At 72.6% G+C, this 15,650-nt stretch carries 14 protein-coding genes and 1 pseudogene; 8 read left to right on the top strand and 7 right to left on the bottom strand.

Translation table 11 applies throughout. The features are described from left to right. Positions 1–64: 64 nt before the first annotated feature. On the bottom strand, positions 65–2,227 hold the full coding sequence (gene cyc2 / locus ABZ923_RS02930) for a germacradienol/geosmin synthase Cyc2 (RefSeq protein ID WP_361465946.1): 2,163 nt from the start codon (positions 2,225–2,227) through the stop codon (positions 65–67). Between the two features lie 152 nt (positions 2,228–2,379). Here cyc2 and ABZ923_RS02925 point away from each other — a divergent pair, with 152 nt between their 5' ends. Both ABZ923_RS02925 and ABZ923_RS02920 read left to right on the top strand, forming a co-directional pair. Next, positions 2,380–3,207: an alpha/beta hydrolase gene (locus ABZ923_RS02925; protein ID WP_361465944.1), complete on the top strand. Its 828-nt coding sequence runs from the start codon at positions 2,380–2,382 to the stop codon at positions 3,205–3,207. Next, complete coding sequence (locus ABZ923_RS02920) at positions 3,204–4,469, top strand: cytochrome P450 (RefSeq protein ID WP_361465941.1); 1,266 nt, start codon at positions 3,204–3,206, stop codon at positions 4,467–4,469. Before ABZ923_RS02925 ends, ABZ923_RS02920 begins: the two co-directional genes overlap by 4 nt. On the opposite strand, the gene ABZ923_RS02915 is transcribed toward ABZ923_RS02920, so the two are convergent. Both ABZ923_RS02915 and ABZ923_RS02910 read right to left on the bottom strand, forming a co-directional pair. Next, positions 4,446–5,645 (bottom strand): damage-control phosphatase ARMT1 family protein, encoded by a 1,200-nt coding sequence (locus ABZ923_RS02915; RefSeq protein ID WP_361465938.1) that lies wholly within the window; start codon positions 5,643–5,645, stop codon positions 4,446–4,448. The genes ABZ923_RS02920 and ABZ923_RS02915 overlap by 24 nt on opposite strands. A 22-nt stretch (positions 5,646–5,667) precedes the next feature. Next, positions 5,668–6,315: a ScbR family autoregulator-binding transcription factor gene (locus ABZ923_RS02910; protein WP_361465935.1), complete on the bottom strand. Its 648-nt coding sequence runs from the start codon at positions 6,313–6,315 to the stop codon at positions 5,668–5,670. Positions 6,316–6,751: 436 nt separating this feature from the next. Here ABZ923_RS02910 and ABZ923_RS02905 point away from each other — a divergent pair, with 436 nt between their 5' ends. Beyond that, complete coding sequence (locus ABZ923_RS02905; RefSeq protein WP_361465932.1) at positions 6,752–7,708, top strand: lytic polysaccharide monooxygenase; 957 nt, start codon at positions 6,752–6,754, stop codon at positions 7,706–7,708. Between the two features lie 18 nt (positions 7,709–7,726). Here ABZ923_RS02905 and ABZ923_RS02900 read toward each other — a convergent pair whose 3' ends face one another. Then, entirely contained in the window at positions 7,727–8,377 is a 651-nt protein-coding gene (locus ABZ923_RS02900) for a Tat pathway signal sequence domain protein (protein ID WP_361465930.1), read from the bottom strand. A gap of 639 nt (positions 8,378–9,016) precedes the next feature. Between ABZ923_RS02900 and ABZ923_RS02895 the strand changes: the two genes are divergently transcribed. From ABZ923_RS02895 to ABZ923_RS02885, 3 genes are all read left to right on the top strand, one after another. Continuing rightward, positions 9,017–9,715 (top strand): DUF6230 family protein, encoded by a 699-nt coding sequence (locus ABZ923_RS02895; protein WP_361465927.1) that lies wholly within the window; start codon positions 9,017–9,019, stop codon positions 9,713–9,715. Between the two features lie 5 nt (positions 9,716–9,720). Then, a complete protein-coding gene (locus ABZ923_RS02890) occupies positions 9,721–10,173 on the top strand; it encodes a DUF6114 domain-containing protein (RefSeq protein ID WP_361465925.1) in 453 nt (150 codons plus the stop codon). Between the two features lie 293 nt (positions 10,174–10,466). Beyond that, the gene (locus ABZ923_RS02885) at positions 10,467–11,444 is read left to right on the top strand and encodes a sporulation protein (RefSeq protein ID WP_361465922.1); all 978 of its coding nucleotides are present in this window, start codon (positions 10,467–10,469) and stop codon (positions 11,442–11,444) included. A gap of 194 nt (positions 11,445–11,638) precedes the next feature. Here the strand turns inward: ABZ923_RS02885 and ABZ923_RS02880 are convergent. Further along, positions 11,639–11,875: pseudogene (locus tag ABZ923_RS02880) on the bottom strand (cation-transporting P-type ATPase); the annotation flags it as partial. Further along, positions 11,865–12,233, bottom strand: coding sequence for a metalloregulator ArsR/SmtB family transcription factor (locus ABZ923_RS02875; protein ID WP_361465920.1), 369 nt, complete (start codon positions 12,231–12,233; stop codon positions 11,865–11,867). The pseudogene ABZ923_RS02880 and the gene ABZ923_RS02875, both read right to left, overlap by 11 nt. A gap of 195 nt (positions 12,234–12,428) precedes the next feature. On the opposite strand from ABZ923_RS02875, the gene ABZ923_RS02870 reads away from it, so the two are divergent. Then, positions 12,429–12,884: a TerB family tellurite resistance protein gene (locus ABZ923_RS02870; protein WP_361465917.1), complete on the top strand. Its 456-nt coding sequence runs from the start codon at positions 12,429–12,431 to the stop codon at positions 12,882–12,884. A gap of 28 nt (positions 12,885–12,912) precedes the next feature. Then, complete coding sequence (locus ABZ923_RS02865) at positions 12,913–13,926, top strand: Lrp/AsnC family transcriptional regulator (RefSeq protein WP_361465914.1); 1,014 nt, start codon at positions 12,913–12,915, stop codon at positions 13,924–13,926. Between the two features lie 97 nt (positions 13,927–14,023). Here ABZ923_RS02865 and ABZ923_RS02860 read toward each other — a convergent pair whose 3' ends face one another. Beyond that, the gene (locus ABZ923_RS02860) at positions 14,024–15,412 is read right to left on the bottom strand and encodes an MFS transporter (RefSeq protein ID WP_361465910.1); all 1,389 of its coding nucleotides are present in this window, start codon (positions 15,410–15,412) and stop codon (positions 14,024–14,026) included. Positions 15,413–15,650: the final 238 nt, after the last annotated feature.

Here is a 15,650-nt window from a genome sequence, read left to right as displayed (position 1 = left end):
GACTCCCGAGGGCTCACCGAAGTTCCCTGAATGCCCGATTCCGGACGAGAAGATTCGGCGACCGTCAGCCGAGCGCCAGGGCGGGCACGGCGGGTGCCCGGTCGGGCAGGAAGCCGTGGGCGCGGCGGCCGAGCCACTCGGCCTTGTAGCGGTCGACGCTCTGGTGCCAGTGCAGGATGCCGGCCAGCCAGTTCTGCAGGCCGAGCACATAGCCGTCCATGGCGGCGCGTGCCTCCGCCGAGAGCCGGAAGTCGTCGTAGAGCACGGGGAGCTCGTGCGCGATCACGTGCTCGAACTGCTGCATGCGCTGGGTGGTCAGATCGTGGACGACGGCGAGCGCGGCCGGATAGTCCACGCCGAAGAAGTTCTGCACGACCAGGACGGAGTTGTGGAACTCGCCCTGGTACTCGATCTCCTTCTGGTACGAGAAGATGTCGTTGAGCAGGCACGCGTAGTCGATGGCGGAGTTCTCCAGCGAGCGCACCGGGCCGCTGCGGTACACCTCCGGTGGGACCGCCGGTCCGTGGCCCATGCGGCACAGGTTCAGGGTGAGGTCGGAGCCGAAGGTGGCGCGGCGCATCTCCAGGTAGTCGACCGGGTCGGGGACGCGGTTCTGGAGCTGGTTGGACAGCTCCCACACCCAGCTCTCGGTCATCACGTCCACGGACGCCTTGAGGGTGCGCCGCTGGTCGGCGGTCATCGCGGCCGTGGTGCGTGTCCACAGGTCGATCAGCCCGCGTTCCATGGCGTTGCCGGGGACGACGGCCGGCTCGCCGTCGACCGGCATGCACTGCGACAGCCGGGCCGTGGTCAGCCGGGCGGCGGCCAGGTCCCTGCGGTGGCCGTACACGAGCGGGTAGTAGTCGTCGCCGTAGGTTCCCCAGGCGAGCCACTGCGCGCTGAGGTCGAGAGCCTCCGGCGTGCCGTCCGGGTCCAGGCCGGCGGAGCACAGCGCGAGGTCGTACGCGGCGAGCTTGTCCTCGTCCCAGACGCCCTCCTGGAGGATGCCCGTCCGGTGGCACCAGCCGACGAGGCGGCCGCGGGCCCGGTCGAGGTGGGGGCTGAGCCGGAGCCGGTAGGGCATGTACAGGTCGGGGATGCGGGACGGGCCGACCTTCTGGTACGGCACGTGCGAGTAGGCGCGCAGGCGTTCCTGGGCGGCCGAGGCGAGGAGCGCGCCGATGCCGGCGGCGGAGGTGCCGGGGCCGTTCCCCGGCTGCCAGGGCGAACCGGAGCGCGCGCCCCTGTTCATGTAGCGGCTGGAGCGCAGGTGCCATTCGTGGCCGCCGGACTGCCAGTCCTGGAGTCCCTTGGTGTAGGCGGCGATCGCGGCGGCCTCACCGGGGGTCAGGCCCTTCTCCAGGGCGACGGCCGGCACTTCGGTCAGCGCGGTGTGCTCGAACTGGTGGAGCCGGGAGGTGAGGACGTCGTTGACGGTGTCGGCGGCCTCCTGTGTGGTGCAGCCGAAGAACTTCTCCAGGACGAGCACGCCGTTGCTGTTCTCGCCCTCGTCCTCGACCTCGCGCTGGTAGGAGAACAGGTCGTTGCGCAGGTGGACGGCGTCGGAGAACGTCTCCATGAGGACGCGCAGCGGCCGGGTGCCGGCGACCGCGGCGGGCACCTCGGCGGTCGCGTACTCCACGAGCCCGGCCGACCAGGGGGCGCCGCCGACCTTGCGGCGCATCTCGATGTACTCGACCGGATTGGCGATCCGCCCCTCGTTGATGTTGGACAGCTCCCACATCGACTCGTTGAGCAGGTGCTCGGTGGCCACGGAGAAGCGGCGGCGCCAGTCCACGGACATCGACGGCACCGTCCGCGCCCACAGGTCCTTGAGCCCCGCCTCCACCGGATTCTCCGGTTCCGGTACGGGGGTGGCCGGGTCGAGCGGCATGAACAGCGGCAGGCGGTCCAGGTGCGCCTTTCCGGCGACGCGGTCCGGGGTGCGCTTGTACATGTCGAGGAAGTGGTCGTCGAAGAAGAACACCCACACGTACCAGTCGGTGATCAGCGAGAGGGCGGGGCCGTCGCAGTCGGGATGGGTGTAGGCGCACAGGAGGCCGTAGTCGTGCGCCTCCAGGTCGGCCTGTTCCCAGATTCCGGAGCCCTCCAGCATGCCCATCTCCCGAGCCCACGCGGTCGAATGCGCCCGGGCCTCGTCCAGATGCGGGTTGAGCCGCGCGGGATACGGCATGTAGAAGTGCGGAAGTTCGAACGGCTGCGTCATGGCCGGGCCCTACCCGGGGCCCCGGACACCCATCCGCCCGGGAGTACATGATCACACCATCGCGTGAACCGTCCGCGTGACGAGGAACTCCGGCGGGGGGTTGTGGCGTTGGTTCCCTTGCCGTGCCCGCGCGCGGGGGCCACGGTAGGCGCATGACCTCCTTCGTGCTGCCCCATGAGGTGCACGGCGACGGCCCCCACAAGGTGTTCGCCGTGCACGGCTGGTTCGCCGACCGGTCCGCCTACGCGGCCGTCCTGCCCGACCTCGACCGCACATCCTTCGGTTACGCGCTGGTCGACCTGCGCGGGTACGGCGAGGCCCGGGAGGCCACGGGCGCGTACACGACGGCCGAGGCTGCCGTTGACCTGGTGGAGCTGGCCGACCGGCTGGGCTGGGAGCGGTTCTCGGTGATCGGGCACTCCATGGGCGGCGCGGTGGCGCAGCGGCTGCTCGCCGTGGCCCCGCACCGGGTGCGCCGGATCGCCGGTGTCTCGCCGGTGCCTGCCTCGGGCATGCCGCTGGCCGGGGAGCAGGCGGCGCTGTTCGCGGACGCGGCGCACCGGGCGGAGAACCGGCGCGCGATCATCGACGTCACCACCGGTGGCCGGCGGCCCGCCGCCTGGCTGGACCGGATGGTCGCGCGCTCGCTGGAGCGCAGCGACCCCAAGGCGTTCCGCGCCTGGCTGGACTCGTGGGCGGGCGAGGACTTCAGCGCCGACGTCGTGGGCAGCGAGGTGCCGGCGCTCGCGGTGGCCGGCGCGCTCGATCCGGCGCTGTCGCCGGAGGTCATGCGGCAGACCTGGATGAGCTGGTACCCGCGCGCGCGGCTCGCCGTGCTGTCCGGAGCCGGCCACTACGCCATGGACGAGACCCCGCTGGAACTGATCCGTACCGTCGAGGACTTCCTGCGGGCGGACGCGGCGGACGCGGCGCAAGAGCCGGACCGGGCGGCCGGGGAGCGCGAGGGCGAGCCGGCGTGAGCGTGCGCGCGGCGCCGCCGGTCCCGGACGTCTTCGACCCCCGCCGGTACGCCACCGGCGTCCCCTACGACGACTACCGCCTCCTGCGCGACCACCATCCGGTGGTCCGGCAGGAGGAGACGGAGGTGCTGGGCTGGCCGGCCGGGCCCGGGTTCTGGGCGGTGACCCGGCACGCGGACGTCGTACGCGTCCTCAAGGACGCGGGGACGTATTCCTCGTACGCCGGCGCGACCCAGATACGGGACCCCGACCCGGAGGACCTGCCGTTCATCCGGCGGATGATGCTCAACCAGGACCCTCCGGCGCACGGGCGGCTGCGCCGGCTGGTGAGCCGGACGTTCACGCCGGGGCGCGTCGACCGGTTCGCGGCGGTCGCCCGGGAGCGGGCGCGCACCCTGCTCGCGGGCGCTCTCGAGGCGGCGCGGGAGGGGGACGGCACGGTGGACCTGGTGGCCGCCGTCACCGACGAGTACGCCCTGCTGAACCTGGCGGATCTGCTGGGCGTCCCGGAGAGCGACCGGCGGCTGCTGCTGCACTGGACGCAGCGGGTCATCGGCTACCAGGATCCGGACGAGGCCGGTCCGCCGGTGCTGGACGGGGCGGGGAGGCCGGTGAATCCGCGGTCGCCGGCGATGTTGCGGGACATGTTCGCATACGTTCGACAGTTGGCCGTATACAAAAGACGGTATCCCGTCGACGACATCCTGACGACACTCGCCCACGACACCGAACTCGTGGACGGTGAACTGGAGATGTTCTTCTTCCTGCTCACCGTGGCGGGCAACGACACCGTGCGCAGCGCCGCACCGGGCGGCCTGCTGGCCCTGGCCGAGCACCCCGAGGCGTACGAGCTGCTGCGCGCCGGAGTCGTCGGTATACCGTCTGCCGTCGACGAACTGCTGCGCTGGCATCCGCCCGTCCTCACCTTCCGCCGCACGGCCGTACGGGACACCCGGCTGGCGGGCCGCGAGATCCGGGCCGGCGACAAGGTCGTCGTGTTCCACGCCTCGGCCAACCGGGACGAGCGGGTCTTCACCGCTCCCGACCGGCTCGACCTGGCCCGCTCCCCCAATCCGCACGTCTCCTTCGGCGACGGCCCGCACGTGTGCCTCGGCGCCCACTTCGCCCGGTTGCAACTGCGGCTGCTCCACGAGGAGGTGCTGCGTGTCCTGCCACGGCCGCCGCGGCTCGCCGGACCGCCCCGGCGGCTGGTGTCGAACTTCATCAACGGCATCAAGTCACTGCCGCTGAACCTCGCCTGACGGGTCGACCTGGATCAGCGCGTGCGTGCCGCCCGTCCGCCAGCTCTGTCCCTCGGCCGCCACCAGCGCGGCCTCGGTCGCGGCCGTGAGGCCGGTGATCACATCGGACTTGAGGGTGCGCAGCGCGGCGACCGGGCCGGGGAAATGGACGGTGGTCTCCCGGAAGGGCGTGGTGGGCGGCCAGAGGCGGTCGCCCACCAGGCGGCGGTAGTTGAGGTCGCCCTTGACGACGGTCAGGGTGGCCGCGGCGAACTCGGCGCGCAGGTCGTCGGGCATCGCGGCGTAGGGCAGCGGGGCGCAGGAGAAGGGATGGGCGCGGACGGTGAGGCGGCCGTCGGCCATGGCCGACCAGAGCATCCGCCCGTACTCGGCGGCCGCGCCGGAGGCCCCGCGCAGCCGGTGCAGGGCGTCGACCACGTCGGCGGTGGTGGCGTCGGAGACGTAGTACGGGTACGGCTTGACGTGCAGGACGGCCCGTGCGGCCCGGCCCTCGGTGAGGAGGTGCGCGATCAGCAGCAGGTCGGGGACGAGTTCGCGGCCCGCGTTGTCCGCGACCAGCACGAGCGTGCCCGTCCCGCCGGGCGGGAGCAGCGACCAGAGGGTCTCGCTGTCGTCGGCGACCAGCGCGGGGGCCGGGTCCCGGTCCTCGGCGCCCGCAGCGGAGAGCCGGAAGCCGAGGTCGGCGCGGTTGCCCCACAGCGAGCCGTGCAGCAGCGCGCGGGCCCGCTCCTCCTCCGGCAGGTCGCGCAGGCCGTCCAGGGCGGCGAGTTCCTCGTCGGTCTCGGGGGCGTCGAGTTCGGCGCGTTTGAAGGGGCGGAAGGGGTCGATGCCCTGCCAGGCGCCCGGGCCGAACCAGCCGACGGCGTCCAGCAGCCGGCGGTAGAAGTAGCTCTCGGACCACAGCCACGGCACGTCGTACCAGGACCGGCCGGCGTACTCGGCCAGGCCCCAGCCGTGCCACCGGTCCCGGTCCGGCGCGTCGGCGGGGAGCGGCTCGACCGTCCCCTGGGTGCAGCTCTTCAGCAGCTCGTCCAGGGCCGTGTGCTGCCCGGGGCCGTACGGGAAGGCCTCCCGTACCTGCCGGATGATCGCCGGGTGCCGCTCGGCCAGCACGCTGTGCGGGAAGGAGCCGGGTTCGTTGCCGAGGATCACGGGTGCGAAGGGGGTGTCGGGCATGTCCGTCACGGTATCGCGGGCGTCAGGCGGCGCGGATCTCCCGCTCCAGCTGCGTGGCGAGGGTGACGTAGCGGGGGCGGCGGTGCACCGGGACGAGTCCGCGGATCATCAGATGCCACATCTCGGCGACTCTGCGCGGCAGCCGTCCGGTCGGTTCCAGCGAGCGGCCGGCGACGCGGGTGCCGATGAAGAAGCACACGAGGGAGTGGGCGACGGCGCCGACGTCGAGATCGCCGTGGACATCGGCCTCCCGGACGGCCCCGGAGAACTTCCGGGTGGCGAACTCCAGCCACTCGGTGAACGGATGCCGCAGCGGCGGCCGTACGGCGATGTCCGCGGCGGCCAGGCGCAGTCCGGCGCGCGGCACGGGGTCCTCCACGGCGAGCCGGGCGATCCCGAACGTGGTGCGCATCAGGGCCTCCAGCGAGGAGCAGCCACGGCTCTCGACGTCGGCGACGAGCTGTTGCGCGGCCTTGGACTGGAGCTCCAGGATGGCGTGGGCCAGATCCTCCTTGGCGGCGAAGTGGAAGTACAGGGCGCCCTTGGTGACCTTCGCGTGTGCGACGATGTCGCTCAGGCTGGTGGATTCGTACCCGTGCCGGTCGAACAGGTCGGCGGCGGCCGTGATGATCGTTGCCCGGGTCTGTTCAGCGCGTAACTGCCTCGCCATCCTGGGACCCCTCCTCGCATCTCTACCGAACAGGACATGCGGTTTGTTTTTAACCCCTTGGATACGATAACTCACCCAACGGCAGCGGGAGTCCGGCGTGCCAGGCACACGTCACGACACGTGTCACCGGTCGGCTTCGCCCCGGCCGCACGCTCGGCGCACCGCGAGAGGGGCGAGCCCACATCGGATTCCCCCTTCGTCGCGGGCGGGTGCCCGGCAGCCGGGGGACGGCGACCGCGGCCCACATGATCGCCACGATACGAGGCGGACGGCCGGCTCCTCAACGGGATGTCGAAGCAGGCGCAAAACAGCCGAACCGGTCGGTGCTTTCACGCCCCCCGCGCACGGCGTGCCGAGCGGGCTGAACGCGGGGGGCGCCGGTGTCGTACTGGACGGCGCAGATCCTGTTCCCGCGCCCGCCGAGGAGACGTCCCGGATGAGTCGGATGACCGCCCGCCTGAGCGTCAGGGTGGCCGCTGCGGCGGCACCGTTGCTGTTGCTGCCGTGGGCGGCGGGGCCGGCCCAGGCACACGGAGCCCCGACGGACCCGGTCAGCCGGGTCTACGCCTGCTCGCCCGAGGGTGACGCCACCGGGACGGCGGCCTGCCGGGCCGCGATCACGGCGAACGGCGCTCCGTTCACCGCCTGGGACAACCTGCGGGTGGCGGGGGTGGCGGGCCGTGACCGGGAGGTGATCCCGGACGGCAGACTGTGCAGCGGGAACCTGCCGGCGTACCGCGGCCTGGACCTGGCCCGGCGGGACTGGCCGGCGACGCGGCTGAGTCCGGGCGGGCGGCTGACGCTGACCTATGCGTCGACGATCGCGCACACGGGCACGTTCCGGCTGTACCTGACCAAGCCGGGTTACGACCCCTCGAAGCCGCTGACCTGGTCGGATCTGCCGGAGCGGCCCTTCGCCGAGGTCAAGGACCCGCCGTTGCGCGGCGGGGCGTACCGGATGAACGCCACGCTGCCGGCCGACCGGACGGGGCGTCAGGTGCTGTACACGATCTGGCAGAACACCAGTACGCCGGACACCTACTACTCGTGTTCCGACGTGGTGTTCCCGGAGCGCGGGAAGGCCGCCGGGGCGAAGCGGTCCTCGGAACCGGCGGCTTCGGCGCCCGCACGGGCTTCGGCGCCCGCACCGGCTTCGCCGTCCGCACGGGTCTCGCCGGAACAGAGCGCTCCGGCGGGGAGTCCGGCCCCCGCTGCACGCGGGAGCGGTGGGCGGACCGAGAGCACCACCGCCGACGGGACTCCTGTCGCGGAGGCCACGCACGGCGGCTCGGGGCCCTCGGCGCCGCTGCTGGCGGGCGGCGCCTCCGCGGTGCTGCTGCTCACCGGGGGCGCCGCCCTCGTTCTCCGGCTACGGCGTGCGCGAGGCCGCTGAACCGGACGGTCCGGTCGGTCAGTTGACGTAGACGCGGGCGCCGGCGTCGGTGACGGGCGCGTACTTGGCCGTGAAGTAGCCGTTGGCGAAGCACAGCGACGAGCCGGAGCTCTTGGTGAACTGCTGGTTGGTGAAGGTGATGCTGCTGTCGGCGTTGTCGGCCGTGCCGGTCAGGCCGGGCGCCTGGTAGACGCAGGTGACGGTGCCCAGCAGGGTGCGCAGCTGCACCGTGGCCTGGATGACGGAGCCGCTCGGGGGCGAGACGGTGAGGGTGCCGGCCGAGGTGATCGTCGCCGAGTACGGCAGGTTGTTGATGGTGATGCCGTTGACACCGAGGACACCGGTGACGTTGCTGGAGCAGGTGCTGCTGTCGAAGGTGTGCGCGGTGACGGACTCGGTGGCCGTACCGGGCGCGGTCGGGTTGCCGGTGACCTGCGCCGTGAACTGGGAGCCCGTGCACTTCACGCCACTGGTGCCGGTCGCGCTGGAGTAGAAGGTGGCCGTGGTGCCGGAGGCCAGGGGTGCGGTCAGGGTGTCGCCGACGGCGGCCGCGGTACCGCCGACGCTGCCGGTGGTCAGGACCGCACTGGCCGCGGAGGCCGGGGTGGCCCAGGTGAGGGCGAGCGCCGTGGCGGTGCCGGCGAGGGCGAGGAGCGAGCGCTTACGCATGTGGGGTGCCTCTCTTCCGAGGTGGGGGCAGATGAGGTGCGGTGGGGGGTGGCGGGTGGTACGGGCGATGCCGCCGGCGCGGGCCGTAGCGCCTTCTCCGTACGCGGCGGTCCCGCGCCGGCGGCACACCGGGCACCGGCCGAAGGCCTCGGGGGAAGGCCTCCGGCCGGGCCGGACAAGGGGGCGGCCGGGCACGCAGGGAAAGGAGGATCGACCGTGTCGGTGCCGCTGTGCGAGGTGGAGCGCTTGCCGTGACAGGGCCGGGAACGCGGCCGGTGCCGCGGGGGCGCGACTGGTGCCACGTCGCCGACGCGACGGGTGCCGCCTGCTGGATCCGGCGCCACGGATCCATGGAAACAGGGGATGTTGTAGACCTGATCAACCGTCAGCGTCAAGCTGTCGGAAGGGAGTTGTGGCAGGCGAGCAGGGGCCCGTGCACATCCGACACCCTTTTTTCACATCTCCCTTGACCCCTTAATGTAACCGGCGGTAACTTCCTCGAAGGCTACTGCCGCGTAACGAGAAAGCCCTTGCACCCGCCGGGAGTTGCGAGGAGGCGTACGCGGTATCCGCTGTCCGCGCCAGGACACCGCGCCACTGAAGCCCAACCCGCATTGATCCATGCCCATGGGAGCAGACATGGCCTCGTCCCCGGACCTCCCGTCCGCCGGTAACACCCCCGAGACACCGGGGAGCGACACCCCCTCCGACACCCCGAACACCGCCGGCACCAGCGCCGGCGGCGAGAGACGGGGACGCGTCCGGGCCCGCCGGGCCGCGGTGATGGCGGTACCCGCCACCCTGGTCGCCGCCGGCCTCGCGGTCCTCACCGCGCAGGGCGCGCTGGGCGTCCAGTTCGCCATTTCCGGAATGCCGTTCACGGTCACCGCGACCGAGCTGAACGGCACCGGGTTCGAGCAGTTCGGCGGCCTCGACAACATGGCGGAGGGCAGCCCGAACGCCGGGGACTCCGGCGGCCAGGTGCTCATCGTCACCTCCGCGATCAAGCACGCCACGCTCACCAGGCTGTGCCAGAGCGTCGACCTCGGCGGCACCAACCTGCTGATCACCGCGGGCAGCGGGTCGGAGAAGGTCAGCGCGACCGACCTGACGACCGACTCCACCGAACTGTCGGGTGACGCGGCCTTCAACAACATCGAGATCGGCAACGACGCCAGCACACTGACCAAGGCGGGCGTGAAGGGCCCGATCGGCGTCTTCAGCCAGCAGGCGGACACCGTACGCATCGCCAACCTGCGGCAGACCAACTACGCGACCACGGCCGGTGTGTTCAAGCTGCCGGGTCTCAAGCTCCGCTTCAGCGACTCGGGCTGCTGAGCACCGTGCCGGACCGTCCGCATCGGGGACCGAGGCTCGCCTTCCGCGGATGGCGGGCCCGTCGGCCGTTCTGGGGCGGGCTGCTGCTCGCCCTCGGCGGCGGCGAGATCCTGCTCACCGAGAAGGCCTCGCTGAAGGTCGTGCTGCACATCGGCATGCAGGGCCTGGCCGGCTATCTGCTGCCGGGCCTCATGGTGCTGCTGGGCCTGCTGATCCTCTTCAACCCCTCCCAGCGGCTCTTCTACTCCATCACCGGCATCCTGCTCTCCCTGGGCACCTGGCTCACCTCCAACCTGGGCGGCTTCTTCATCGGCCTCCTCCTCGGCGCCATCGGCAGCTGCCTCACCTTCGGCTGGCTCCCCGACCAGGAACCGCGCATCAGCCGCCGCAAACGCCGCAAACAGGCACGTACCGCGGGCCGCTCCCTGACTTCGGAGGGGGTGGAGAGGGCGGCCTGACGGGCGCGGAACGGGTACGTTCGCGAGGGGTACGGCGTTGCGCCGTGCCCGTTCGCACGAAGTACGGCGTTGTACCGTGCCCGTTCGTCGTGCCGGTGGGGTGGCGCCCCACCGTGGCGCCGGGGCGCTCGCAGTTCGCCCTCGATGGGGGTGCGCCGGAAGGCACCGGCCCCGGCCGGACGTCACCCGAACAGGTGACTTGGGAACTTCTTTGCCCTTGCCGCGAGTTCATCGGGCAGTCGGACGGTGGTGGATCACCGTCCGGGTGAGGCGATGAACGAAGGAGTCACGGCATGGTGTTCAAGAGGCTGCTGGGCGCGCTCGGGGTCGGCGGCCCCTCCGTGGACACGGTGCTGGACGACGGCGCGGCGCTGCCCGGCGGCGCGTTGACGGGCCGGGTGCTGCTGCGGGGCGGCGACGCGGCCGTGGAGGTCGAGCACATCGGCCTGGAGCTGATGGCGCGCGTGGAGGCGGAACACGCGGAGGGCGAGAGCGAGGGCACGGTCGTCTTCGAGCGGTTCACCGTCGGCGGCGGCTTCCGGCTCGGCGAGCGGGAGGAACGCGAGCTGCCGTTCAGCGTGCCGCTCCCCTGGGAGACCCCGGTGACCGAGCTGCACGGGCAGCCGCTCGGCATCGTGCTGGGCGTGCGCACGGACGTCGCGGTGGCCGGCGCCCGGGACAAGGGCGACCTGGATCCATTGGCCGTCCGCCCGCTGCCGGTGCAGGAGGCCGTGCTGGAGGCCCTCGGCGGGCTGGGCTTCGGGTTCCGCTCGGCCGACCTGGAGTACGGCCGCATCGGCGGTACGGGCCAGCAGCTGCCGTTCTATCAGGAGATCGAGCTGACCCCGCCCCCGCAGTACGCGCACGCGGTGAGCGAGATCGAGCTGACCTTCCTCGCCTCCCCCTCCGGCGTCGAGGTCGTCCTGGAGGCCGACAAGCGCGGCGGGGCGTTCGCGGCGGGTCATGACGCCCTGACCCGTTTCCTCGTGCGCCACGAGGACGCGCCGGCCCGTGACTGGCCGGCGGAGGTGGACGGCTGGATCCGCCAGGTGACCGAGCACCGCGACGCCTACGGCAGCCACGCGGCGTACGGCCACGACGGCAGACCTCCGGCCGGCTTCCACTCCTTCGACACCCACCACTCCGGCCCGGGCCTGGGCACGGCCGTGGCCGCGGGTGCGGCGGGCCTGGCCGTGGGCGTGGCGGGCGGCATGGTGGCCGCGGAAGTCGTGGACGAGATCGGGGACTTCTTCGAGGGAGAGGAGGACTGAGCGGCTGAGCCGACCAGGAGAACGAGGAGGCCAGGAGAGCGAGGAACCCGAGAGGAGACGAGGAGGACCGCTCAGCCGGCGGAGCCCTGCGTGCCACTGTCGTCCTTCATCGCCTTCGCCTCGCTCTTGAGGATGCGCAGGGACTTGCCCAGGGCGCGGGCCGACGGCGACCAGCGTGAGGATCCACGGCGGTGCCCCCAGGAGGCGACGCACGCGGAGACCAGACCGAGGGTCAGCAGGACGGCGGTGAACGGGTCGCGCAGGCCGCGCGCCCAGCGCACCGGCCAGGAGGGGGTGTGCGGGTGGGGCGGGATGTTCTCGCCGACGGCGGCGAGCCGTGCGGTGGCCTCGGCGTCGGTGAGTCCGCGGGGGCCGGTCTCCAGGCGCCGCAGTTCCTGGAGCACGGTGCCGGTCGGGGCCTCAGAGGCCACGGAGCCGGCGGACCGGGACGGCGGCGGGGGTGTCCCGCTCGGCGAACCGGCCCACGAGGAGGCGTACGACCTCGACCACGGCGGCCTGTTCGGCGGTGTCGACGAAGTACACCTGGCGGCGTCCCTCGCGGCGGGAGCGGACGAGTCCGGCGAGCTTGAGCTTGGTCAGGTGCTGGCTGACGGCGGGCAGCGCACCGCCGACCCGCTCGGCGAGCCCGGTCACATCGCTCTCGCCCTGGGCCAGCACCCACACGATGTGCAGCCGGGCGGGCGTGGCGAGCAGTCCGAAGGCGGCGGCCGCCTCGGCGAGCACGTCGGCGGAGGGGTCCTGGTGGCCGGTGCCGGGCGCTGTCGCCACTGTCGCCTTCCTCCCGCTGCGTCGTCGCTGTGGTCCGGCTGTGTCCGCCGTGTCCGGGGACTCAGTCTAGATCTCGGGAACTTCCCGGCCGTCCCGTTCGTTTCTACATTGCTGTAGAAGTTATGTTCTACGTCGTTGTAGAAGTCGCCGCCGGGATGCTGTCGGAGCATCAGGCGGCCGGTACGAGGAGCGCACATGGCCCTGTGGGACCGCTTCAAGGAGTCCGCGTCGCAGATGCAGACCCAGTTGGTGGCGAAGAAGAACGACCTGAAGAGCGGAGCGTTCCGCGATGCGAGCATGGCGATGTGCGCGCTCGTGGCCGCCGCCGACGGGACGGTGGATCCGTCGGAGCGGCAGCGGGTGGCCCAGCTCATCTCCACCAACGAGGTGTTGCAGAACTTCCCGGCGGACGACCTGCGCCGCCGCTTCGAGGAGAACCTGGACAAGCTGACGACGGACTTCGCCTTCGGCAAGGTGAGCGTGCTTCAGGAGATCGCCAAGGCGAAGAAGAAGCCCGCCGAGGCGCGGGCCGTCATCCAGATCGGCATCGTCATCGGCGGCGCGGACGGCGACTTCGACAAGGACGAGCGGGCCGTGGTGCGCGAGGCGTGCTACACGCTGGACCTGCCGCCGCACGAGTTCGACCTCTGAGCACACGGAAGCGCGCGAGGATGAGGGCATGCTCGACGACCTCGACCGTGCCCTCATCCACGCCCTGCACCTGGACGGCCGGGCACCGTTCAGCAGGATCGCCGACGTCCTCGGGGTCTCGGCGCAGACCGTGGCCCGCCGCTACCGTCGGCTGCGCACCCAGGCGGGGCTGCGGGTGGTGGGCCTGCCCGACCCGCACCGGGCGGGCCGGGCCCAGTGGCTGGTCCGGCTGACGGCGACGGCCCGGTCGGCGCAGGACATCGCCGGGGCGCTGGTGCGGCGGCCCGACACGTCCTGGGTGAAGCTCACCTCCGGCGGCACCGAGATCACGGCGGTGATCCACGCCCCGGCCGAGGACGCCTCCCCCGGCTCCCTCCTGCTGCACGACATCCCGCGCACCGGCGGTGTCACCGCCGTCTCGGCGCACTGCCTGCTCCACACCTACCTGGGCGGCTCCGCCCACTGGCGGCGCAGCGCCCAGGCCCTGGACGCACGGCAGCGGGCCGCCCTGGAGTACCGGGAGACGCGCGGGGACGTACGGCCACCAGGGCCCGAGGACGCGCCGCTGCTGGCCGAGCTGGAGCGGGACGGCCGGGCGGGGCAGGGCGAGCTGGCCCGGGCCACCGGCTGGTCCCCCGGTACCGTGGCCCGCCGGCTGGCCGGACTGCGCGCCTCGGGCGCGCTGTTCTTCGACGTCGAGGTGGACGCCGGGCTCTTCGGGGTGCGCACGCGGGCCCTGCTGTGGCTGTCGGTGCGGCCGGCGGACCTGGAGCCGGTGGCGCTCGCCCTGGCCGCCCACGACGAGCTGGCCTTCGTGGCGGCGACCACCGGCCCCACGAACCTGGTCGCCCAGGCGCTGTGCCGCGACCCGGCCGACCTGCACCGCTATCTCACCGGACGGCTCGGGGGGCTGCGGGAGATCGACACCCTGGAGACCAGCCCGGTCCTGCGCACCCTGAAGGCGGCGAGCCCGGCCCTGACACCTCTGGCACGGGTACGGCGGCAGGGGGCGGCGCCTGCCCAGGGGGTGCCGCGAGCCTAGGCGGCACCCCCTGCTCGGGCCGCTCGGTCCTGCGGCTCCGCCCGCGCTCCCGGCTGCCCACCCGGCCGTTCGAGAGCCGCCCTGTCCGACGACCCGCCTAGGAAGCGGCCGTCCCCACGCGTGCGCTCGCCGTCCAGGCCACGCCGATCAGGGCCGTCGCCGTCCAGCAGGCGGTGCGTGCCGCGTCGAGGTCGCTGGCGGTGAGGTAGACGCTGCCGAGCAGGGCGACGCCGAGCGTGGCGCCGAGTTGCTGGACCGCGTTGAGCAGGCCGGCCGCCGAGCCGATCTCGTGCGGGCGCAGCGGCCGCAGGGCGAGGGTGAAGAAGGCGGGGGTGAACAGACCGGCGCCGGCGCCGATGAGGGCGAGGGCCGGCAGCAGCGCCGTCGGGTAGTGGCCCGGAGCGGCTGTTGTGTAGGCGCCGACGGCGGCGAGCAGACCGGCCAGCAGCACGGCGAGCCCGTACGGCATCACCCGGCGCCCGTACCGTCGTACCAGCCGGGAACCCGCCAGCCAGGACGCGGCGGCGAGCCCGGCGGACCAGGGCAGCAGGCTCAGGCCGGCCGCCAGCACACCGGTGCGGGCGCCGAGTTGCAGCTGGAGGACGACGACCATCGACAGTCCGTTGGTCACCGCGAAGAAGGCCGTGGAGGTGACGAGGGCGGCCGGGAAGCCGCGTCGCGCGAACAGGCTGGGCTCCAGCAGCGGCCGGGCCGAGCGCCGCTGCTGGACGGCGAAGACGGCGAGGACGAGCAGTCCCGCCACCGGCAACGCCCGGTCCACCGGCGGAAGGTGTCCGAGGTCCGTGCCGGTCAGCGGGTAGACGACGAGCCCGGTGCCGAGCGCGGCCAGGACGGTGCCCGGCCAGTCCAGCGCGGGGCGGTGCGGGGCCCGGTTCTCCCGCAGCATCGGGGCGAGCGCCAGCACCACGGCGGCCACCGGCACGTTCAGCAGGAACGCGGCCCGCCAGGAGGAGCCGAACAGGTCGGCGTGGGTGAGCACACCGCCGACGACGGGACCGCAGACGGCGGCGAGCCCCATCACCGGGCCGATGCAGCCCAGCGCCTTAGCCGTCTCCTCCCCCGCGAACATCGCCTTGATCAGGCCGATGGTCTGCGGAACGATCAGCGCCGCCGCCGCGCCCTGCACCGCGCGGAAGCCGATCAGCACGGCCGCCGAGGATGCCAGGGCGCACGCCACGGACGCGACCGTGAACACGGTGACCCCGAGGACGACCATCCGGCGCCGGCCGGCGATGTCGCCGAGCCGGCCACCGGTGAGCAGCAGCACGGCGAACGGCAGGGTGTAGGCGGTGCCGAACCACTGCACCTGCGAGACGGGTCCGCCGAGATCGGCCTGGATGGCGGGCGCGGCCACCTGGACGACGGTGGCGTCCAGCAGGTTCATCGCCTCGCCCAGCAGCAGGGCGGCCAGGGCGGGCCAGCGGTACCGGTACGGGGTGACGACCTCGGTCTGGTCCAGGGCCATGGGGGGGTCTCCTCTCACGCTTCGGGACCGGGGCCGGGCCCGGTCACCGGTCAGCGTGAGAGCGCGAGGCGGGCGAACTCCAACGGGAGCGGCACACGCGTGGATTTCCTCCATCATCGGGACCGTGGACGCGGAAAACTGACGTGGTGAGGCAGCGTGCCACTCACAACTCGGCGTGGGAGAAGGCCGGGACGGGCGGGGGCGAGGGTGAGGGCGTTGCTGCTGAGCGGTGCGAGGG

The organism is Streptomyces sp. NPDC046881 (genome assembly GCF_040645015.1).
GTDB lineage: Bacteria > Actinomycetota > Actinomycetes > Streptomycetales > Streptomycetaceae > Streptomyces.
This window is presented reverse-complemented; position numbering and strand designations above follow the sequence as displayed.

Coding starts and splice junctions, on each gene's coding strand:
- cyc2 (WP_361465946.1), bottom strand. CDS start 2,227: ATGACGCAGCCGTTCGAACTTCCGCACTTCTACATGCCGTATCCCGCG.
- ABZ923_RS02925 (WP_361465944.1), top strand. CDS start 2,380: ATGACCTCCTTCGTGCTGCCCCATGAGGTGCACGGCGACGGCCCCCAC.
- ABZ923_RS02915 (WP_361465938.1), bottom strand. CDS start 5,645: ATGCCCGACACCCCCTTCGCACCCGTGATCCTCGGCAACGAACCCGGC.
- ABZ923_RS02910 (WP_361465935.1), bottom strand. CDS start 6,315: ATGGCGAGGCAGTTACGCGCTGAACAGACCCGGGCAACGATCATCACG.
- ABZ923_RS02905 (WP_361465932.1), top strand. CDS start 6,752: ATGAGTCGGATGACCGCCCGCCTGAGCGTCAGGGTGGCCGCTGCGGCG.
- ABZ923_RS02900 (WP_361465930.1), bottom strand. CDS start 8,377: ATGCGTAAGCGCTCGCTCCTCGCCCTCGCCGGCACCGCCACGGCGCTC.
- ABZ923_RS02895 (WP_361465927.1), top strand. CDS start 9,017: ATGGCCTCGTCCCCGGACCTCCCGTCCGCCGGTAACACCCCCGAGACA.
- ABZ923_RS02885 (WP_361465922.1), top strand. CDS start 10,467: ATGGTGTTCAAGAGGCTGCTGGGCGCGCTCGGGGTCGGCGGCCCCTCC.
- ABZ923_RS02870 (WP_361465917.1), top strand. CDS start 12,429: ATGGCCCTGTGGGACCGCTTCAAGGAGTCCGCGTCGCAGATGCAGACC.
- ABZ923_RS02865 (WP_361465914.1), top strand. CDS start 12,913: ATGCTCGACGACCTCGACCGTGCCCTCATCCACGCCCTGCACCTGGAC.
- ABZ923_RS02860 (WP_361465910.1), bottom strand. CDS start 15,412: ATGGCCCTGGACCAGACCGAGGTCGTCACCCCGTACCGGTACCGCTGG.